Raw genomic sequence first — 22615 nt, forward strand, 5'->3', positions numbered from 1 at the left:
TTATTTATCGTTTAAGGTTATTTTTAATAAAGGCTCACTTCCGAATATTAGGTGTATAGCCTGTTTTAGATTGGGTTTACAGTCCTCTGTCTGTGCATATTCGATAAGGCAGTGCATCGCAAATATTGCGTTGTATCCGTCAAAAAAATGGTCTGCAAACCAGCGTGGTTTTTTGAGAAGTTTGTCCTCGTTCTTCTCGATTATCCTGTGTGCATCCTGCACAAGCCTGTACCAAAATTCTGCGGTAAAAAAGCCCTTTTGATACCAACCCTCACGAATGGTAATTTCATTTTTCAGAAAGTATTCGCACTGCTTTTTTACGGCGTTCTGAATGTTCGCCATTTCTTCGGGGAATAGCCTGCAAAGCAATTCGCCTTTATCTAAGTTGTCCATTTTATGTAATGCTTTCATATTGTTGTTTTATAGTAGGCTACCACCATTTAAGGCGGTAGCCTGTTGTTATCTAATTAAGGTTTAGGATTTCCGCACCGTCCAAAGCAAATGCGGTACACAATTCAAATGCTTTCTGTGATTTGAGTTGGGCAGTACCACCCAATACAATGCTCTGTAATTTGGCTTCATCATCTTTGTAATTGCGTACATTCTGAAAGTAGCCTGTAACAGCGTTGTATGCTCCGAACAAAGTCCCTTTGGTCGTGTTCATCTGTTGTGCATCATCTGTCATAGCATATAGAAGCGCATTATCAACCACGTTTTTGAACACGGTGGAAACTTCATCGTCAGCCCCTTTGTTGATAAGGTCAAGTGTTTCTTTGTTCGGGCAAAGTGCCAACTGGATTAGCTTTCTTACTTCTCGGTCTGATACTTTTACCTTTGTCCAATTATTGAAAATGCCCTCTAATTGGTTGCTCAATGTGTTGGCAAGCCCCATAATCTTGTGGGCGTTCTCGATACGTTGTTTTGCTCCCGAAGTATGTTTGATACGGACTACATTGGTCATACTGCGTAGTGAGGCATTCAGCGTGTTTTGGCATACGATACGGATAGGCGTAAATGCTGCGGTAATACTTCCGCTACCATCGTGCGAAGTGGTTAGAAAAATGTACTTTTCCGTTACATCATCGCCATTGCCTACACGGATATAATCGGGCAGTTTGGCAGTGATAAAGATGCGTTCCCCTTTGCCCAATGCCCCTGCGGTTTCGTACAGGATACCTTCGCCACCACCTACAATAGCATCAAAAAAATTAAAGGCTTCCCGATTTTGTACAATGTGGTAATCCTTACCGACTACACCCAATACTGCATTGTTATCGGTGCGTATGTTAGCGAAATAGTTAGGTACTTCTAATTCGGTGCTACCTATTTCTATACCGTTGGCAGTTTCGATAATGCCCGAACCTTTGGTAAACAGTGGGGATTTTACGACATCGTAATCTAACCCTGCGTATTTGATAGCTTCCTCGCTCGTTGGGTATTGCTCTACGATTTGCCCCAAACCGTGCCACGCTTTTTGCTGTACTGAAAAGAAACTGTGCTTTCCTGTTTGCTCGTTGAAATGAATGTTATGTGCCATTTTGATAAATTTTGATGTTAAAAAATGATTGAATACTCGTTGTTAGAATGGGAGGTCGTCATCTGCTCCCTGTGCTGTAACCTTGTTGTTCTCGGCTTGTGCAGTAGCTTGTATGGTTTCGGCTCTCCTGCTACCTCCGTGCAGTTTGATTTGTGAGGTATGAAAGTTCAGCCCCGAATGTGCTTCGCCGTCTTTGCCTATCCACGCTCGTGTATTCACTCGCCCTGTGAGTTCTACCAATGTGCCTTTTGTCAGCAGTCTTGCCACGTTTGCAGATAGCCAGTAGGCACAATCGAAGTAGGTCGTTTGCTCTACACGCTCGCCTTGTTTGTTCTTGTAGCTTTCGTTGCTCGCTACCGAAAAGTTTACTACTTGCTTGTCGTTGTTAAGGGTTCTTACTTCCGCATCCCTTGTTAGTCGTCCGATGATGTTCATAATCGTTCTGTTTTAAAAGTTTGACATTTTGTTACGTTCGCTTTTCTCGCTTCCTGCTTCCTGTTGTGGTCTGCTCCGCTTCGCATAATATTTTCCAAAAGAAAAACCGGAAAAAAGAAAGCAGATAATCCAAGCGGGCAACAGCGATGACCAAGAAAAAAAATGATTTAATGGGGGTTCCTTTAGGGGGAAACCGTTCATTCGTTTTTTTTATTGGTGGGTGTGTGCGATGGCTGCCCGCTATAACTTAGCTGCCTTTTTACCGGTTGATTGTGGAAATTTTCTATTCCTAATTTTTATGTCAATTATGAACAGGCTTCAATAGTCTGAAACAAAGGAGGAGTAATAAAAAAGTATGGGCATAAAAAAAGCAGAACCGTTAAGTTCTGCTTCTTGTGGTTAGATAAAAGCGGATTAGATTGCCATCATAAATGCCTCTTCCATTGCTTTGAATTTCGGTGTAACCAAATCCATATCCTTGCTGATTTTTTGGCTTGTGATTTTAGCATAAATTTGTGTGGTGGAAATGTTTTTATGCCCCATCATTTTGCTAAGGCTTTCAAGCGGTACGCCCTCGGTCAGAAACATTGTTCCAAAAGTATGTCTTGCGGTGTGAAAGGTTACTTTTTGCTCCGTGATAATCTCTGCCTTTTCAACCAATTTACCTATGTGCGTATTGCAGGTTGCATTGGTAGGAACCGGAAAGATAAATTCATTCCTTGTTGTACCCTGATATTTCTCAATGATACGTTTAGGGATTTCCATTAACCGAACATTGGAAGCAACATCAGATTTCTTTCTCCGGCTGATAATCCATTGATGACCGTCAAAGAATGATTGAATATTGCTTCTTGTCAATTTCTTAATATCAGCGTAAGCCAATCCTGTAAAGCAACTGAAAATAAAAATATCTTTTACAAGTTCATATCTTTTATGCGGAACCTGACACATCATCAGCTTTTCAACGTCTTCTTTCAGTATGTACCCTCTGTCGGTTTCTTCCATACTTATTTCGTAATCCTCAAAAGGATTATCACGTATCAGCCCTTTTTTGATAGCCAGTTCAGCCAAAGCAATAACAGGCATTGTGTAAATCCAAACCGTGTTATGGGCGCATTGCTTATCGTAGCGGAGGTAAAAGTCAAACTCACGGATAAAATCTGCCGTCAGTTCCCGAAATGCCATATCTTCCCTGTGATAACGCTCTTTTATAAATTCCGTAAGATGATTGTAAACAGTGATGTATTTGTTGTAAGTTCCTTGTGAACGCTCCTCTTTATCAACCAATCTTTTAAATTCAACATTCTGGTCGTTAAAAACTTTCAATATGGCATCATCCATTACACCAACACCGAGAAAAGAGAGCTTTACTTTTTGGGCAGTTGCAAAGCCCTCGTGCTTCAGCATATCTTCATAAATCTTGTCGATACGTCCCCGTATATTGTCCAGCTTTTGGTTGATGCTCAAAGCTGTGGCACTTTTGCCCTGAACCCGTCCGTGTTTTAAATCCCAACTATTAGGGTTAATTTCTAACTTTGTCCCGAAAGTTTTCGGTGTTCCATCAATGGTAATACGTGCCATAACCGGGGCATTACCGTTCTTTTTCAGTTCGTTCTTTTTCAAATAGAAAAGCAGTTTGAACGTCGATTTTTTTGTCTGCTCCATAACTCAAATGTTTAACGTTTAAAATTAAATTACATTGAGTTACAAGGGAATATAAAAAAGGGTGCAAAAGACTGAAATATAATCAGTTAAGCTATATAGTTGCCTTTATCAATCGGTAACGAATTAGTAACCTAACCTTGTCAATTTAAGCCCAAAACCTATCAGACACCGAGTTCCAAACTAAGACTACACATTTATAAAGCATTGTATAGTAGCGGTTTTAATCGCTTTGCGTACTTTTGCTTTTTATTAATCTTTTTATCATAAAAAATACCGAATGATTTTCATTCGGTATTCTAAATATGGAATTTTTAATCAGTTATGGTGCTATCCAATCAAAATCAATCAAATGTTCCAAATTATTGGTTTCCTTTTTATCTGGGTTTGATCTAAGGTATTTACCATTAGAACCATTAACTACCGTTACATTTTCACCAATATCCCAGGCACATCTGTTATAGTTCCACACCCAAGTTGTTGCGCTATTCCCGACTGTTTCCAGTAATTTTATTGCTTCATCTTTAGTTTTTTTTGACGCTCGAGAATTACTATTCTCACTCACTGTATGAAATGCATAATGTGTTATCACATTGCTTGAGTTTTTCCAAACTCCGGAAATCCTGTACTTTGCCATAATTTTTTATTTTTAATTTATGTACAGCTAAATTAACCCTATGAGAAATTTACTCCTTACGGTTTTCCGTAAAGAGAATAATTATTTTTCGTCTGCATTATTTATTCGCTTGGTTAATGTTTCTTTTAGGGAATCTAAAAATTTTGTCTGTGAAGATTTACGGATTCTGATTTCTAAAAATACACGATTAAACTGACCAAGATCTATATTGAATATCTTCTCAAAATAGCCCGCAATCTCTTTAAGATCTGCATTACCATTATTGAAAACTCCTTCAGTTTGCAAAGCATATAATAATTCTATAAGTGCGACTTTCGAACCAGTCCAAGTAAGTTTTGTGTTAGAATTTTGTTGTATATGATACTTTTGATTTTTATTATCCAATAATATCAACTGATCTTCCAGATACAACTGTAATAGATCATTTGCTAATATTTTTGCAATTTTAAAATCGTGGGATGTGGAAAAACTTTGGTCTGCTTCATAATAAAAGCTATCCAGACTTAATTTAATATCAAACTTACCTCTAATAAAATATTTATAGTCAAGATAAGTACTTCCTGTTCTATAATATTTATAAAAATCGAGATTATTATCAAAATATCTTTTCAATTTATCAAGCTCATTATTATAATATTTTTTAATAATCCGAGATCCTCCAAATGGTTTTTTGGTTTCAATTTTATAAACGGAGTTATAATAAATAAGTCTTGATGTGAATAGCGGTTTTATTTCTTTGAAAAAGTTAATCTCCTCCTGTTCGGATTTAAATCCGGATTTAAAAATGAGAGTTTTAACTTTATGAATTACTGTTGTTATAACCTCAATCGACTTCTCACATTTCATCACATTATCATTTATCTCAAGATCTATAAAATTGAGTTGTTCAGTAAGATTTTGTAGTAAAGCCTGTAGCTTATTTCTCATTGGATTTTAATTAAAAAGGAGGCAAAAAGCCTCCTTCACTGTATAAAAATATTCTTCTTCTTTGTTATATTATTAAAATGACTCACTCTCTTGTCGTTATTTACTCTTTTGCTACTGAAAGCATTACGGCCAGTGAATCCATATAATCACGCCAATGTGTTATTTTCCGGTCTTTTATAGTAATAATAGAACAAAAACGATTATCATAATCTTTTCCCGTAAATGGAACAATACCGTGAACCTGATATTCTAATATAATGATATTTTCAGGATTCGTAGATTTATAAACTCGTAAGTTATCGGCTGAATGAAGTTCATTACTATATCCGCCAAACCAATCCATATAGGTTTTTCGTCCTTCAATTTTATTGGTGAATCCCGGGATATTATATAAAAATTCGAAAACTGCATTTTCTGCCACTGCATCCCAAAAGTGCTCTCCGTCAACTTCACCTTTTAACCCTTCCATTATGATACTGTAAAAAGGTTCTGAATTTTTATTGAATGCAGGATGATTTCTGTCTACCTTATTCGGATTATCTGTTTTCTTTTCCATTCTGATAAATTTAGTTTAATTTACAAAGAGTTATATAATGGTACTAATGATTCTTTCACAAATACTTCAGCTGATGTGGGCGACGAATTTGATGAGACTCGTTGCTCATAATTCATAATTCCGTTTTTGAGTGAAGTTTCCATCGATGTAATATCATTTGCTACGTCTTCCGACAGCCCTTGGTTCATCATCGCCTGTTTTGCATCTTCAACAGAAAACTGTACATATTTCAAGTCAGGTTTACCAATAGCATTTCCTATAATAGCTGTAAGCTCTTCAAATGAATAATTTTTGTCACCCAAAATCGGCTGAACACTTTTGCCGCTAAAATCTAATTTTGATAAATGTTTTGCTGCTATAGTAGCGATGTCTTTAGTTGCTACCATTGGTATTTCGTGCTTTGCATCTGCTGTTGCACCATTAATACCCATTTGTTTGATCAAAGGAATATTCAGCAAAGCATTATCTAAAAAGTAAGCCGGACGAAGATGTAATACATTAACATCTTTTAACTGATTCAATTTTACTTCTTGTTCAGCAAGCCCAGCAATAAGACCATTGCCTTCGTGTTGATGTGCACCGGCGCTACTTAAATTCACCACATATTTTATCCCAGAGTTCTGAATAGCTGTAATAACAGAATCTCCAACTTTTCTTTGAAATTCTCTGTAATTACTTGCTGTAAAATCAGGCGGAGTCATTACGTAAACACTATTTGAACTTTTAAATGTTTCTATTAATACTTTTACATCTGTGATATCCGAAGATATTACTTCAGCTCCCATATTTTTAAATTTTTCCAGATTATCTGCCGTTTTTGCAATGAGCTTAAGGTAGTGTCCTTCTTGTAAAAGGATTTCGGCAATCTTTCCGCCGACTTTTCCTGTTGCTCCTAATAATGTGATTGTTTTTTTCATTTTATAATTTGTTTAAATCCTGATACAAATTTCTATATTTGCTTTATAAATACATAGTAGATACATAATTGTATTATAGTGTCAAAAAAGTAAGTAATGAGAAAAACAAACTCCACAAACTTCATAAATGAAACAGAATTGGCTGCTATTTGTCCAATGCATAAAGTTATGAGTGTATTAGGCGGACGTTGGAAAATAGCTTTGCTTTATTTTATATATCAGGAACACAATCGTTTCAGTTTATTACAAAAAAAAATGCCTTTTATTACTACTAAAATGCTTAGTTCGCAGCTAAAAGAACTGGAACAGGATGGAATGATAAACAGAAAGATTTATGCAGAAATGCCTCCTCGTGTTGAATATTCATTAACCGAAATGGGAAAAACGCTTTTGCCTGTTTTAGAAGATCTATATAACTGGGGAGAACAACATATACAAGTTAATTAGTTTTATATTTTACGAAAGTATTTAGCTAAATGTACTTATCCTATCTCCTTAATTTTTTTCTTATCCTGAAACCTATTTCTTAAAATCAACATATCCTCACTTATCTTTCTATCCAATATCTTCGCATAATGCTGAGTCATTCTAACATTGGTATGTCCGAGCATTTTACTTACAGTTTCCAATGGGACACCATTGTTTAGAGTTACCGTTGTAGCAAAAGTATGCCTGGCTGTATGAAAAGTAAGGTCTACTTCCAGTTCACAAAGAGCTGAAATCTCCTTGAGATATTCATTCATTTTTTGGTTGCTTAGGATTGGGAGGAGTTTATTTTCATTAAAGCATTTTGGATGATTACTATACTTATTCAAAATATTTTCAGCAATTGGAAGAATAGGAATGCTTGCTTCAACTTTTGTTTTTGTTCTTTTCATCTTTATCCATTTTCCGCCATCAATCCCAATGCTAACAGCATCCCTGCTGAGGTTTTGAATATCGATATAAGCTAGGCCCGTAAAACAACTGAATAAGAAAATGTCTTTGACTAAAGTAAGACGATCTGTTTTAAAAACTTTGCTTTTGATAGTTTCAAGTTGTGATTCCGTGAGGAAATCCGGAACTACAGGTGTAAGTTTTGATTTGTAATTGGAGTAAGGATTTTTATCCATCCAATCATTTGCCAGGCAAATATTAATAATCTTCTGAAAATTCTTTAGATATTTTACTGCAGAATTATTTGCACATTTTCTAACCGTTCGCAGCCAAAATTCATAATTGGAGATAAATGCCGGATTAATCTCGTGTACATCCATATCAGTCACATTATATTTCCATTTCATAAAAGAGATTGTATGTCGAAGGGAGGTTTCGTAGCGTTCCAATGTACCTTTTGAAAATGATTTGCCAATCAGGTCTTTTACCTGCTGGTTATGGTCTTTAAAAACTTCAACAATTGTCAATTTTTTATCGGCGGTCCCTAAATAACGATTTTTAAGCATTTCGCCTGTGATTTCCTTTTTAGCAGCTATTAAATCATTGTTACACTGAAGTATTTTCAGACGAATATTTTCAAGAAATGTATTAATAGATTTTGCTTTTTTGCTGTTTCCAGAAACTTTACTTGCTTCAGGATTCCAGGAGGATGTTAAAATAGTCTGACCGGTAGAAAGTTCTGTGCGCTTTCCATTAACAGTAAGACGTAAGTAGATTGCAGAAAACTTAGGATTACCTTTTGTTTTTTGCATAGAAAAGTAAATTGTAATTACTCATTTGTGGTGACTTAAAAGGTTAATAAAACTATTTATGAACAATAAGCCTACAAGATGTTCAATCTTTGAAAAGCCTATGTATAGGCTTTTCCAGAAAAGTAGGTGAGTATTTAGGATAATTTTTACTACTCACCGAACTACTCACTTAAAGAATGAAATAATCTGATATATTTTAGCATTCCGGCAAATAAAAAACCCTTTAAAATATATATCTTAAAGGGTTTTAGTAATTTTTGAGATTTACTCTGCGGAGAGTGAGGGATTTTGTAACCTCCCTTCATTCCTTTATTGATAAGCGTTGCGCTGTAGCATCTTTTAATTGGCCCTAAATAGGTCACCTGCAAAAAAGCGGTAAAACCCTAATTTAAATTTTACTTAGTAAAACTAGGAATTTCCGTCGGAATTTACAAGTAATGATTGCTAAATTTTGAACAAGATATTTAGAAATTTAAGTTCTGCTAAGTGACCTTGATAGGACTCTATCCAAACCATTTATTAGTAGATGTAGATAATATCTTGAAGGTGTTAGCTAGTAATTAAATCATAAAAATGAAATCAGAAAAGGGTCTATTTATAAATAATAATTTTCTGATTAATAAAAACATATCATAATATCTTCTTCTCATAAAAGGCCTATTGAAAATTAACGTGGTATATAAAAGTATATTATTGCCTAATTTTTATTTCTGAATTGTAAAAGCTTATTTGAATTGCTTTGATTTTAAATCTATTCCTTTTATTTTTATAAAATGAATGAATTGATAAGATTTGAAAGAAATCCAGTAATAGAGAGCGGTATTATCAATCCTCTTAGTTTAGCCAATCAGCCCTTTCCTTACAACGGATTGGCAAATCCTCGAAGATTTGAAGAGCTTTTATATTCTATATTTAATATTCAAATCAAAAATGGTAAGATTAACGATTATACTGAGGTTAATCTCCTGACTGGAGTCCGAGACAAGGGGCGCGATTGCGCTCTTTTGAAAGATGGTAAGAATTATGGTCTTATTCAATGCAAAAAGTATGATACTAATTATGGAAAAAATGATCTCTGTCTAGAAATAGTCCGTTTTGTTCTTTATAGCATGTCAGATAATCGACTTGTTTATGACTATGATGATTTCACTTATTATATTTGCGTTTCAACAGGTTTGACCTCTGATTGTATAGAGTTTATTAATCAGTTTTCTGAAAATATCCTCCATGAACCCAGCTTAACGGAATGGATCGATAAAAACCTGCAAATGCCAAGTCTAAGTCATTTAAAAAAATGCTTTGATTTATCCGACTTTAAGCGAAAGATTTCACGGATAAAAGTTAAAAAAATAACTCCTGCTGAATTAGATATTTATCTCAATAGTGACGAATGCAGAGATCTTATCTCTCTCTTTTTTGAAGTCCGAAGTGTAACTGACAATACTAAGATAGATCAACTTATTGACATTATCTCAAATCAAGAAGTTTTTGAGCCTGCTGATCTGCTGGGTCAGCTAAAAATTGGGTCAGCGAGATTACAATCTGAAAGGAATTTCTTCCAGGATATTGAACAAACCCATGTGGATCGAATTGAGACCAAACAGTTATTTGACTGGATTGTTAAAGAGACTCCCGATATAGATCACAAAAATATTTGTCTGTTGGCAGGAGAAGCTGGTTATGGAAAAACGGTTGTGATTAAAGATCTTTATAATCTCTGCATAGCTGATGATATTGCAGTACTTGGGCTTAAGGTAGATAAATTGTATTCTAATACACACGCGGCATTGCAGCAAAGCTTAGGACTATCCAAACCGGTTTTTAAGTTTATTGAAGACTGTAAAAAACACTTTAATAAAATCGTTATACTGATTGACCAAATTGATGCATTATCGCAATCCATGTCTTCTGATAGAAGTTTTTTGGAATTCTATAGAAGTTTTATAGAGCATTTTTCTTATGATAAACAGATACGTATTATAATTTCTGTTAGAAATAGCGATTTACATTATGATCCCTCTCTAAAAATATATAAGGATATGGATAGGGTTGTGATCGGTCCGCTGGAACTACAAAAGGTTATAGAGCTTCTCAATATAATTAACGTCAATCCTAACGAATTATCTGCGAAACTACTAGAATTGCTGCGAATCCCTAATTATCTAAATATATTCTCCCAAATTGTTTCTAACAAAAATATCTTTAAAGCAGATAGTGTTTTAGAACTATATCTGGAATTATGGGATCAGAAAATTTCCAAAATAAGCAAAGATTTTCCTGTATTGAAAAGTAAGTTAAAAGAACTTTTATACAAAATTGCACAACAGATGTTTTATGAACAGCGAATATCTGTTTCCAGCCTCAACTATGATGATTACTACCAAGAAATCCAATATCTTAAAAGTGAAAGACTTCTTAAATCAGATGGCAGACAGCTGCAATTTTTTCACCAGTCTTTTTATGATTTTGTTTTTGCTAAATGTTTTGTAGAAACCAATGAAAATTTATTCGATTATATTATCGAAGGGGATCAGTCTATACACATAAGGTCTGCGGTAAAGATGATTATCTCTTATCTGCGAGAAAGCGATCCGAATCAGTATGAAAAATCTTTGAAACAGATTTTTTTTAATACTGAAGTTCTTTTTCATATCAAACATATTATTCTTGTCGAAGTATTAGGGCAGGGACAGCCTGCGAAAGAGGAATTTGAACTGGTGAAGTCTGCGTTTAAAGAATCATTTCAATGGCAAACTGTTTTTTTTGATAATGCGTTAGCGCCATGCTGGTTAAGTTTTGCAGTAAAGAATGATCTTTTCGAAGTCATTAAAGAGAATTACCATATTGATTCTAAGGATTCAGAAATTTTCACAAAAGATCATATCGTAAGAGCAAGGTTTTCCTGTATTTATTTTTTAAGCCGCTATGTTAATCAAAATTTAGATTTAGCGTGGGATACTGTGATGAAAATTGATGATCCCGAAGTTGCAGCCGATATACTCTTTTCCTTAAATAATTGGGAACATCCCTCAGCTTACATGTGTTTCGAGTTTTTTGAACAGCACCTTAAATTGGATACTTACAGGTATTTTCATATCTTAAGTAATATTGCTCATATTAATCCGGAATCTGTATATCAAAGAATGATTCCTGAATTTAAGAAATTTGATGGCAAAAATAATAAGCATAATGATCATTATATCAAGGAAGTTCTAAAAACCCTAGGTCATAAAATTCCTCATCTAATGATCAATTCTCTTTATGAATCAATCAATTTTAATGAAGAAGATTGCTTGATTAATGGCCATCAGATAATTAAAGATTACAGGTTTTACGCAATAGATTTTAAAGATAATGATTTAAAAGGCTCCGAGATCATATATCAGCTTTTGGCCCAGTGTCTAAGAAGATCGGCAGGGCAGGAGAAGATTATTTTTAAGAAGTTCTTATCTGATCATAAAAACTCTCATCTACAATCTATTCTTCGACTATTGTTGTATGCCCTCAAAGGGTCTGAAAAAATTTATTCTAAAGAAATTTTTGAGTTGTTCTGCATCTTTAATAATAAAGACCTTCTTTTATTTGTTGATGATATTGAATATGATATGAGAGTACTTTTGGAAAGAACATTTGTACACTTTAACAGCTCTCAGCAAAAAATTGTTCTAGACACCATCAGGAATTTTACTAGTGGTAAAGAAATCTATATTAGAAAATTAGCTCCAAATTCTAAGAGATTGGTTTCACATTGGGGACTCAGCAAATATTATCTGATTAAAAGACTGCCTTCAAGTGTAATTAGTAAAGAGTTTCAAAAAGAATTTGGGGAGCTTGAACGAAAATTTGAAGGAAGAAATGCTGATGTTAGACAGAGAGAGTCTACGATGGCAGGCCTTGTTGTAAGCCCAATTCCTATTGAAGTTTGTGCAAAAATGAGTGTGAAGGAATGGCTGAAAGCTTTTAAGAAATATAATAATGATGATAGGAAATGGGGTCGTGATTATTTAAAGGGAGGACTTCAGGAACTTGCCGCTGTTTTCAAAACAGTAGTTTCCCAGTCGTTAAGTGATGATAAACTCAATATAATTTCAGAGGCAATAAGCAACGATGAAGTAAATTTAAGATATGCCGTATATGGTCTGTGGGGATGGCTGGAAGGCGGTGGAGATACAGTCAAAATCAAGGAGTTTGTTAAAACTGTTTTGACGCAGGCATCTTCATATGAAAATAGACTGCTTGTAACGATTGCTTCACAGATGACAAGGGAAGATTCCGTAGATCCTGATTTTGTACAATTCCTGATCGATAATGCTTTAAAATTTGAAGAAGGTAATAATAATGTTTGTCAATTGCCTTCCAATGAAGAAACTTCGATTTATGGACTTGTAACGAAAGCTATTAATACAGATTATGGTGCTGCAATTAATGCTATAACTCTGATACAGAACCGGTACTATGATGATTTAATTTTTGAAACTCTTAATACAGTTATCAATTTTGGTCCCAGAGAGGCCCGTGCTGCGGTCTATTTTAGATTTGCTTACCTCAAGAAGCTTAATATAGAGAAAGCTGAAAGCTTTTTTGTAGATGGTCTAGAAAAAGAAGAGGACATTTACGTAGTAGCATCTTCGATCCATTCTTTTGAATATTTTAGGGGTCGTAATTATGCCAGGCTATTAAAAGTTTATGACAGACTTATTACATCGGGTCTATTAGGTTCGGAAGATAGGAAAATGTTATTTCTATGCATTTACGGATTATATCTGAATAATGATCAGGGTGTGCTGAAAACGCTCTTAGATTTAATTAATCATTATGGGAACAGTCTGGGTATATACTTTGGTGAAATTTTTAAAAATTATTACCTGATACCAGATTCCAAGGATAAAAATGATTTTCTTTTGAATTATATTCTTGATGCAGCCATTGCTAAAGATGCTGATGATCTTAATTTCAGTTTTATACACGCAGAAGATGTTCTTTTGAAAGATGTTTTCCCTTTCTTTAAGAGATTTGTAGAGTCGCCCATATTTAAAATTTCAGACTATTTTATTGAATATCTGCTAATTCAGGTCGCCAATTCACCAGATGAAGCGATTGAACTTTTTGATCTGGCAGTAAAGCAGAATCAAGATATCATTAATTCAGCATGGAGAACTGAAGAAAAATCGATAAAGTTTATTATTAATGCTTATCATAAGATGAGTATGAATGATGAAAAATCAAGAGAACTGCGTAGAAAACTGCTTTTTCTTTTTGATAACTTATTAAAGAATTTAACTGTTATCAATGTCAGTGGAAGAATTCTTAAGGAATTATAATGTTTCGCAGCCGTTATCAGTTATGTAGAAGGTTTATATTAATTGACTGCAAATTAACTGCTATTATTTTATTATTTTAGGCATTCCTGATACTTAAAATATAATCGCAGAAAAAAATATTTTAGCAATGAAAACTGTTTTTCATCTCAATATATTTTGGAGAGTGTCGAACTTTATATAATCATTTTCTTTGATGACATATATAATTCTATCTTTATTAGTGAATTCATTTTTTTTCTTTTTTAAGTAAGCAAAATTATTTTCAGAGATCTTTTCGTTATCTTTTATCTGTATGAAAACACACTGCTCATAGTTAAGATGATTAATAAAATGCCCTAATTTCTTTAAATCTTTCTTTACGTTGAACTTGCCTCTTGAGCTCGATATACTACTAAGGGTCTTAATTTCACATGCCAGAATTTGCTGATTTCTGTTGTTTTGTTCCTGATGTAGAATTAAATCAGGATAAACAATCCCGAAATTTTCTTGTCGATATGGTGAACAGTCTTTTCTAATCTCTCCATTGATTAGCAGGTTGTCATATTCATAAAAATCCGCAGTCATTCTCCATTGATGATATAGTTCATAAGCAAATACGCGCTCACACATTTGCTTTTTGATCCCGTATGGCCATAGTAAGTATGTGCTTTCAACTTTCAATAACGATATGAAAAAATCATGTAAATAATTATTTTCAACATTATCTCTGTTGTTGATCATGGTGTTTAATTGTTCATTATAAATAATAATCATCAGCTGATAGAGTGTAAGCAAGCATTTCAGATTTCTTTTAGTCTGCTATTCATACTAATTTTCCGAAGCAATCATTGAAATTGTTATTTTAGTCAGGTAAAATTACTTTACCATATGGCGATAGGATCATTGTCCCTTTATTTATTTTCTCTAGTATGTCAAGGTCTTCAAAACTCTTTGTTCTAAAAGGACAGAACACCTTAACATTTTTTTCAGGAAACATCGATTTGATTTTTATTGCAGAGGCCATTGCAGTTCTTCCCAGTGTAAAAACATCATCAATAAGAATGATTTCAGGCTCCATAATTAAGATGTTCTCCACTTCCAAGCTGTTTAAATGTGTTGCCACACTGTTTCTTGTATTTGCATCTGACTGACTGCTGGATTTAGGAATGGCTTTAGTCCTCTTAAGACAGCTGCTGACACTGATTCCAATTTTATTTTCTAAGAGCTTATCTGCGATAACTTTTGAAGGCACTAATGACCCGTCCAAGGTTGGCGAGCTTCTGGGAATAGGAACCAAAGCGGCTTCGCTGAAATAGGAATCCAATCCATTTTGTTTGATAAAGACGGCCAGCGACTGACTAAAATTGGGATTTCCATTTTTGCAGAGTCCTAAAAGCTGTTTGGATTTAAGGGCATTCGCAGAAGTACCTTTTCCAGCGTAAACCAAAGCTGTCAGATACTCGAATTCAGAATGCATAATCGACTTTCGCGGTTAAATAAGGAATTTCAGAGATTAGAAACTGATAATTGTCGTTGGTCAGTACTTGAGCTCCATACTTTAGCATTTCTTGTGCCCAGCTGATCTTCTTTTCAGTAATAATATTCTCCATTATAAACAATTCTCTGCCTAAACGAAGTGCCTCCCAGCCCTGATGTTTTGTTCCGCTTTTTTCACCGGCCTCTATAATAATCGTTGCATCACTTATTAACGCCATGGTTCTATTTCTAATAGGGAAATTTTTTGGAGTAACAGGATACTTTTCTGAAAATTGGGACAGTAATAGGTGATCTCGAGCAATAATTTCCTGTAGATTTTTATTGCTTGCAGGAAAATATTTGTCTAGCGGTGTGCCAATAACCGCAATGGTTTGACCTTCGTTGTCAATTGCTGTTTGGTGAGCAATAGTATCTACACCTTCGGCTAAACCACTCACAACTGTAAAATTATTTTCAACCAAAAATTTCGTGATCTTACGAGCTCTTCGAATTCCAAGATCTGAAATATCGCGGGAGCCCACAACTGCAACCCTTCTTTCCAATTCTAACAAAGAAAAATTACCTCTGTAAAATAATTCCTTAGGGCTGTTCTTTTTTTCGATGTCAGTAAGTTTGTCGAAATAATTTTGAAAGTGGTTTATAGACATAGTTTTACAAAATTAAAAAAAACTGTTTTAAAAATATGAATTTTCAATTTAAATACCAACTAGATTTAAGTGAATTAAGTTTATAATTCCAATTGGCGTCGCTGTTTTTTTACAAAATATTTATTTCGAAATACTATGCTGGTTACATAAAAATGATAAGTTTGTTTTACTAAACTTTGTATCAAAATTAAAAACTAATACATAAAGATGAAACCAATTGATATTCTGGGATTAAAAAACTTCAGATTTTTGATGTTCATATCGGTATGCTTGAAGACTTTTCAAATATTAATATCATCACTTGTAGTAACAATGCCGGAAAAAGGTCCTTGATAAAGGCTCTGCAAATGATTAAAAATAATGTCGGCGACGGTCTTTTTCAATTCACATTCGATCTTAATGAATAAGGACCTCTTATGTACTGTGGAGCTAATTAATACTAAGATTTTTTACTATCATAATCCAGTTAAAGATGTTCTAAATATCGTTGACTAGAACTGAAAAAAAGGAAGCTTTAATTTAAGCGATTTAAATACAGGTGTTTATATTGTAAAGATTAGATGTTGCAACGAAGACATTTAGAATTATTAAGAAATAAGAGTGTTTGATAATAATTTAGTTAATCTAACAACCGTCCAAATGGGACGTTTTTTATTTTGCCATAAGTTGAAAATGATTGAATAGTAAATTATCCATATAATCACTGCTCCAATGGAATTATTTAATCATAAATCCTAATTGCATTATGTAAATTTGTTGTTTAAAAAATAATAATCTACGATTTAAGCAATTAGTATGGATTTTAATAAAATATTAAAAGCATTTTTTTTCATTTTAGTTGGTGTGCTATTTCTAATGATATTTAAGCAAATTATCGAATCATCATTAGTAAACAATGAATATTTAAATTGGTATTATAGTATTGAAGCATCTCTTAAGCTTGATATCCTTGTTTTCCTTATGATAGGAGTTTACAGTGCAATTTCTATTAACAATTGTAAACTTGAAAAACCAAATTTAAAAGTAAGTTACTTGTTTTTGTTGATACTTTGTCTTTATACTTTTGAAAGGTTTTTTAATAATTATTTTGAATTCCTACCTCTGAAAATGAGTAGTTTTTCAAAACATTCTTTTCAAATTGCGTACCTCGACTGTGTTTATTGGATAGCTTTACTCCATTTCAGTTTATATTTAAAAGATTTGATCCCAGCTAAGAGTCTTATTGCTGAAAATCAATTACTTGAAGATAAGCCAATTGATGAAAAAGAGGAGGATGGGCTGGATGGTCTTTTTGAGATACCCGCAGAGAAAATACTAAAAATAATAGGTAACAATACATTTCAAAACTCTCTTACAATTGGTCTCAATGGAGAGTGGGGGTCGGGAAAAACTTCAGTTTTTAATTTAATACGAAATAGACTTGATAAGGAAGGAAGTATTATAACAATTGATTATAATCCGTGGATGGGATTTGATAAAAAAGTTCTGGTAAAAGATTTTTTCAATTCATTGTCAGAAGCTTTAGGAGGGAGTTTTTCAGAAGAACTTACAGTATATTCAAATGAGATTCTTGATAATAGCGATACACCTAGTAGCATTAAAGTTATTCAATCGATCTTTTTTAAAAGAGAAAGTAGTTTAGAGTCAATTTTTACAAGCATTAATAAAAAAATAGAAGCACTAAACAAAAAGATTGTTGTTTTCGTTGATGATGTGGATCGATTGGATAAGGACGAAATTTTTGAAATTTTAAAATTAATACGAAAGACCGCTAATTTCAAACATACCTTCTTTGTTTTAGCATATGATAGAATTTACGTCAATAATAGTATTAAAGATCAAAGCGGTAATTCTGTTATTAAATACTTGGACAAAATAATAAACGTCGAAATTGGTCTGCCTTACTATGATAAAAATATTTTAAAAACCTTTTTTATCAAAATTCTGAGACAGATTTTGCCCGCAGACCTAGAGTATAAAGTGGATTATTTCGTCAAAAGTTATGAAAAGGATCCGTTCGTAATAGACCTGGGGTTTAAAAAGGACGATTTATTTTTGTATTGGATGAGTAATTTCCGAGAAATCAAAAAAGTTGTTAATGCTATCCAAATAAATTATTCAGAAATCTACAGACAGGTAAATTTTGTAGATGTTATATATCTTGAAATTTTAAAATTAAAGCATCCTCAGCTTTATTCTTACTTGTACTCAAAAAGATATGAATTGCTTGCCGTAAATGGAAATGTTGATGCTTACTATCTACGACAAAATGGGGAAAATAGAAACTCAAAAATTTTAGATGGCTTAATAAATCAACATAATACACCAACAATAAAACCTAATTCTGCTGTTAGCAATGCTAAGATTGAAACAATATTAGATATCTATTTAAACATTTATGTTAAAGAGAACGGTATCAGTGATATTGAAAAACAAAAAATATTAGACCTTATAGAAATGATGTTTAGAAGATGGGAGGGTGATTATTGGTTTTCGGAAACTGTTAATGATGATGAAGCAGAACTTTCAGTAAAATTTGTAAATAAATTTGAACGGTATTTTTCACATACAGTTTTTGGAATCAATCTTACAGAAGAAGAATTTGAAGAATTTACTCATTCTAAAACCGATAATCTCCAAAATTTAATTCTAAAGTTAATTGAGAATGGTCAATTGAAAGACTTGTGTTTTAGGCTTAATCGTAAATTCTCATATGATTCTGAAATAGAATATGTTAATACTGTTAAAGGATCAATGCTTTTGCTTAATAATCCTCAAAATACTATTGATGAGCAAATGTTGACCTCCAAAATGTTTGGAGCTGAATTCTTAAATATTTTCTCTACAAAAGAATCTCCAAAACTATTTTTTAAAAATCTTTTTAATTCTAACGCCGATTCCGGAAAACTACTTACTTATGCAAAAATGCTGGTTGGTTTGAATGAAAGAAATAGAAGAAGGGATGAAAATGATACAGCAAGATTTCCATTATCAGAAAATGATATAAATGATATTCTTGAACAATATGCAATAGCGGTAGTAAGGAGTGAAGATTTATTTTCTCCAAGTTTTTGGCACTTGTATTTGATGTGTCAGAAATTACAAGTTGATAAGCCCAAAGAGGCATTTGAAAGTGTTAATCAACTAATTATTAAGAAACTGGATACACTATCCGCTAAACTAAAATTTTTACAAAGTTTAATTATTTATGATGGTTATGGTTGGGAATCAAGGCTCAGACAGGAAGTCATCTTGAAATTGTATTATAGTTTTGAAAATTTTGAAGAGCAAATGCTAAATACATTACCTGATAATGATCAAGATGGTTACTTTGTGGATTTTAAAAAATATTATTATGAGTCTAAAAGTAAAGATTGGACATACATTCGATATGACTATGATTTTATAAAACTATCACTGTCTGATGATTAAATGTATCTGTTTTAAAAGAATTTTTTTCGGAGTAAATCTTATTGGTTAAAAAAATGAGCTTTGAATAAGAAAGAGATTTGAAAATAGTTGTCGTTGAATTTGAGAATTAAATTTGATTTCTCAAATTCTTACCATATTCTTCAAGAGTATGATTTTAATAACTGAAAAATATTTCCTAACTTTTTAATTATATGCTTTTGAATTACAAAACTTTGAAATAGTTAACCCTTATATTGTTTTTGAAAAAACTCTCATTTTTAATAATATGATAAGGAACCCTTCTTTAAAGAGTTTCTATAAATCTATCATTGGTTGCCTTGGAAGTCCAATTTCATGCTCTTGTGGATATGGCTGTCTAAAAGTTAAACTGACATCTTCTCGAAGACTTCGTTCCATTTCTTTAGACTTTTCCTCATCCATCGAGTATCTTGGATCAGCAATGAGAGGCATTTTTGCCATTTTGGTAATAGTAATGGTGGGGAAGTGATAATCCACTTCAACTGTTCCCAATAAAAGATAAATGCCTCCTTCCTTGAAAGGAAACCGTCTTAAACTATCGGGAAAATGGGCGGTGTCAAAATATTCACCTTCAGCATCAATCCAAGTTCCAAAATACATATCATCCTTTTTTCCAGGATGATTTTTCATTTTGATAGGAACATGTTTTCTGGAAATTAAATAGGCCAGCATTTTTACCTGCTTCTTATGGTATTTCAGAAGATCCTTAACCAACACATCACCTCTATATTTAGTCTTTAATAAATCAAAAATAGAATAGGAGACAGGGAATCCTAGTATTTCAATTTCATCAAAAGCATCTTCAAAAGGATTTCTATCGATAACAGGCAGCTCATAATCTTTTTGAGGTTCTTCAAACAGGGATATACTCTTAGTTTTATATTGGTTTGTTGATAGCAAAAATCTGGCTTCAATCAAGAGTTCATGTTTCTGTTTTCCTGTGAATCTGAAAGCACCCACAAAAATCAAGATTTGCAATGCTTCAATTCCTATACTTATTCTTTTGACAAAATCTTCCAACGATTTATAATCACCATTTTCTTTTCTTTCTTCTGGAATAAACAGCTTAGTAGATGCTTCCAGTCTTTCAATATGCATTAATCCCAAATAGACATCAGTTCCATAGACTGTTGTATGATATTCACTGAGGTTAATACAAGGATTATAAATCACAGCACCAGCCATTTTAGCTTCGTGAACATACACTTCAGTACGATAAAATCCACCACCATTATTAATAGCGGATACCATAAATTCAATGGGGTAGTAGGCTTTGAGATACAGACTCTGATAACTTTCTACTGCATAAGATGCGGAATGAGCTTTACAAAATGAATAGCCGGCAAAAGATTCAATCTGCCGATAAACCTCTTGTGATAACTGCTCCGGATGTCCTTTTCTTTTGCAAGATTCAAAGAAGTCATTCTGTACTTTTTGTAATGCAGAAAGAGAACGTCCTTTACCACTCATGGCTCTTCGGAGGACATCACCATTAGCTGCGGATACGCCTCCAAAGTGCATCGCTATTTTAATCACATCCTCCTGATACACCATAATACCATAGGTTTCACCCAGTTCTTTTTTAAAGACATCGTGAAAATATTCAAATTGACCAGGATGATTATGACGAAAAATATATTCCCGCATCATACCGCTTTGAGCCACCCCAGGACGAATAATAGATGAAGCAGCCACCAAAACTTTGTAATTATCACATTTCAGTCTTCTCAAAAGTCCGCGCATAGCTGGTGACTCGATATAGAAACAGCCAATTGTATTTCCAATGCTCAGCATCTCATTGCATCGAGTTTCATCTTTAGAAATTCTGGTATCCTCAATATCTATGACAATTCCTCTTTTCTCTTCAATCAGGTTAACTGCATCCTTAATGGTACCCAGTCCTCTCTGCGATAAAATATCAAATTTTTCCAGACCGATATCTTCTGCCGTATGCATATCAAACTGTACAATGGGGAATTCTTTTGGAGGAAACTCCAAGGCTGAATAATTAGTAATGGGTTCTTCAGAAATGAGAATACCACAAGAGTGCATACTTCTCTGATTGGGAAATCCAACCAATAACTGTTCAAACTTATAAATCTGCTGAACAACAGAATTCTGGTCATGTAATTCTTTCGGTTTTTTAGATAGCTGATCGAGTTCATCTTTCGGTAATCCAAATACTTTTCCCAATTCTCTGAATCTTGATCTCTTTTTGAACTCCACATTCGTTCCACAAAAGGCTACGTAATCCTTACCATATTTTTTGAAAATATATTCTAAAATAGTATCTCTGTTTTTCCAGCTCCAGTCAATGTCAAAATCGGGAGGCGACTTACGGTTAAGATTGAGAAAACGCTCAAAATATAAGTCCAACTCTAATGGGCATATATCAGATATTCCCAAACAGTAAGCAATAATACTGTTGGCTCCGCTTCCTCTGCCCACGTGCATAAACCCTTTGCTATTACTGTATTGAACAATATCCCAAGTGATTAAAAAATAGCCGCAAAAGTTCAGCTGATCAATCACCGTCAATTCTTTTTCAACTCTTTCAACTGCTTGTTTGTTATTATCAGGATATCTACGAACTAAACCTTCATAAGCCAGTTGGGATAATAGTTTAAAATCATTTTCCTTGCTGTCAGTATAATGTTTTTTATTCTTTGGAGTTTTAAATTCAAAATCAAAACTGCATTCATTGACTATATATTTGGTATTCTCAATGATTTCAGGGTAATGTTCGAATTGATTCAACAGTTTTTTCTTATCTACAAACGATTCATTTCTATTGCAATAATCTTGTTCAGTCAGCTTGGTAAAAAGAGTATTACTGTCAATCGCACGAAGTACTTTATGAAGCTCATATTCTTCATCGCTTTTAAAAGTTACCGGATGAAGAATGACCATTTTAGATATTAAGGATTTGAGTTCAGGATTAATCAATAGATTGAGTTCATCCTGTCGGATTCCAATAAATTCGTGTTCCAATAAGATTTCAGGTCTATTCTGTAAAGTATAGATCACAAAACAATTGTCTATTGTAGGATTCACTTTAGGAATTTCTATACCATCGCAATTATAATCAGTCAGCAGTTTATTAACCTCTGCAATACCTTTAGGGTTCTTTGCTAAACAGATATAATACTGTATATTTTCAACACGGACATCAACGCCGACAATTGGTTTGATATCATTTTCCTGACACAATTTATAAAACTGATAAATTCCTGTAACCGTGTTAATGTCGGTCAACGCCAGAACTTTCAGCTTACAGTTCACAGCAATTTGAACCAAATCTTCAACAGAAATAGTCCCATAACGTAAACTATGATAAGTATGGCAGTTAAGAAACATAGAAA

16 protein-coding genes are annotated in these 22615 nt (G+C 33.5%); 3 read left to right on the plus strand and 13 right to left on the minus strand.

Features of this window, described 5'->3' with window-relative positions; all coding sequences use genetic code 11:
• The 8 genes from AC5P2S_RS06240 to AC5P2S_RS06275 all read right to left on the minus strand — a co-directional run bounded on the left by AC5P2S_RS06240 (position 1) and on the right by AC5P2S_RS06275 (position 6671).
• On the minus strand, positions 1 to 411 hold the full coding sequence (locus tag AC5P2S_RS06240) for a hypothetical protein (RefSeq protein ID WP_002995970.1): 411 nt from the start codon (positions 409 to 411) through the stop codon (positions 1 to 3).
• Between the two features lie 52 nt (positions 412 to 463).
• Entirely contained in the window at positions 464 to 1537 is a 1074-nt protein-coding gene (locus tag AC5P2S_RS06245) for a DUF932 domain-containing protein (protein WP_002995967.1), read from the minus strand.
• A gap of 42 nt (positions 1538 to 1579) precedes the next feature.
• Positions 1580 to 1972, minus strand: coding sequence for a single-stranded DNA-binding protein (locus AC5P2S_RS06250; RefSeq protein ID WP_002995963.1), 393 nt, complete (start codon positions 1970 to 1972; stop codon positions 1580 to 1582).
• A 414-nt stretch (positions 1973 to 2386) separates the two neighbouring features.
• Complete coding sequence (locus tag AC5P2S_RS06255) at positions 2387 to 3637, minus strand: site-specific integrase (RefSeq protein WP_002995959.1); 1251 nt, start codon at positions 3635 to 3637, stop codon at positions 2387 to 2389.
• Positions 3638 to 3956: 319 nt separating this feature from the next.
• Positions 3957 to 4271, minus strand: coding sequence for a DUF3892 domain-containing protein (locus AC5P2S_RS06260; protein ID WP_494556604.1), 315 nt, complete (start codon positions 4269 to 4271; stop codon positions 3957 to 3959).
• An 81-nt stretch (positions 4272 to 4352) separates the two neighbouring features.
• Complete coding sequence (locus AC5P2S_RS06265) at positions 4353 to 5198, minus strand: RteC domain-containing protein (RefSeq protein WP_494556605.1); 846 nt, start codon at positions 5196 to 5198, stop codon at positions 4353 to 4355.
• A 100-nt stretch (positions 5199 to 5298) separates the two neighbouring features.
• Positions 5299 to 5754, minus strand: coding sequence for a nuclear transport factor 2 family protein (locus tag AC5P2S_RS06270; protein ID WP_494556606.1), 456 nt, complete (start codon positions 5752 to 5754; stop codon positions 5299 to 5301).
• Between the two features lie 20 nt (positions 5755 to 5774).
• Entirely contained in the window at positions 5775 to 6671 is an 897-nt protein-coding gene (locus AC5P2S_RS06275; RefSeq protein ID WP_494556607.1) for an NmrA family NAD(P)-binding protein, read from the minus strand.
• Positions 6672 to 6767: 96 nt separating this feature from the next.
• Here AC5P2S_RS06275 and AC5P2S_RS06280 point away from each other — a divergent pair, with 96 nt between their 5' ends.
• Positions 6768 to 7118: a winged helix-turn-helix transcriptional regulator gene (locus AC5P2S_RS06280; protein ID WP_494556608.1), complete on the plus strand. Its 351-nt coding sequence runs from the start codon at positions 6768 to 6770 to the stop codon at positions 7116 to 7118.
• 35 nt (positions 7119 to 7153) lie between these two features.
• On the opposite strand, the gene AC5P2S_RS06285 is transcribed toward AC5P2S_RS06280, so the two are convergent.
• Positions 7154 to 8359, minus strand: a complete 1206-nt coding sequence (locus AC5P2S_RS06285) for a site-specific integrase (RefSeq protein WP_494556609.1) — start codon at positions 8357 to 8359, stop codon at positions 7154 to 7156.
• Between the two features lie 773 nt (positions 8360 to 9132).
• On the opposite strand from AC5P2S_RS06285, the gene AC5P2S_RS06290 reads away from it, so the two are divergent.
• Entirely contained in the window at positions 9133 to 13680 is a 4548-nt protein-coding gene (locus AC5P2S_RS06290) for an AAA family ATPase (RefSeq protein ID WP_494556610.1), read from the plus strand.
• 141 nt (positions 13681 to 13821) lie between these two features.
• Here the strand turns inward: AC5P2S_RS06290 and AC5P2S_RS06295 are convergent, their stop codons facing one another.
• The 3 genes from AC5P2S_RS06295 to AC5P2S_RS06305 form a co-directional block, all read right to left on the minus strand.
• Entirely contained in the window at positions 13822 to 14400 is a 579-nt protein-coding gene (locus AC5P2S_RS06295; RefSeq protein WP_494556611.1) for a hypothetical protein, read from the minus strand.
• Positions 14401 to 14521: 121 nt separating this feature from the next.
• The gene (locus tag AC5P2S_RS06300; protein WP_494556612.1) at positions 14522 to 15136 is read right to left on the minus strand and encodes a hypothetical protein; all 615 of its coding nucleotides are present in this window, start codon (positions 15134 to 15136) and stop codon (positions 14522 to 14524) included.
• Positions 15126 to 15803, minus strand: coding sequence for a DNA-processing protein DprA (locus tag AC5P2S_RS06305; protein ID WP_494556613.1), 678 nt, complete (start codon positions 15801 to 15803; stop codon positions 15126 to 15128). The genes AC5P2S_RS06300 and AC5P2S_RS06305 overlap by 11 nt, the downstream gene beginning before the upstream one ends.
• A gap of 795 nt (positions 15804 to 16598) precedes the next feature.
• Between AC5P2S_RS06305 and AC5P2S_RS06310 the strand changes: the two genes are divergently transcribed.
• Positions 16599 to 19235, plus strand: a complete 2637-nt coding sequence (locus AC5P2S_RS06310) for a KAP family P-loop NTPase fold protein (RefSeq protein WP_494556614.1) — start codon at positions 16599 to 16601, stop codon at positions 19233 to 19235.
• Between the two features lie 294 nt (positions 19236 to 19529).
• On the opposite strand, the gene AC5P2S_RS06315 is transcribed toward AC5P2S_RS06310, so the two are convergent.
• On the minus strand, positions 19530 to 22610 hold the full coding sequence (locus AC5P2S_RS06315; protein WP_494556615.1) for a DNA polymerase III subunit alpha: 3081 nt from the start codon (positions 22608 to 22610) through the stop codon (positions 19530 to 19532).
• Positions 22611 to 22615 lie beyond the last annotated feature (5 nt).

It is taken from the genome of Epilithonimonas sp. 33E (assembly GCF_059372615.1).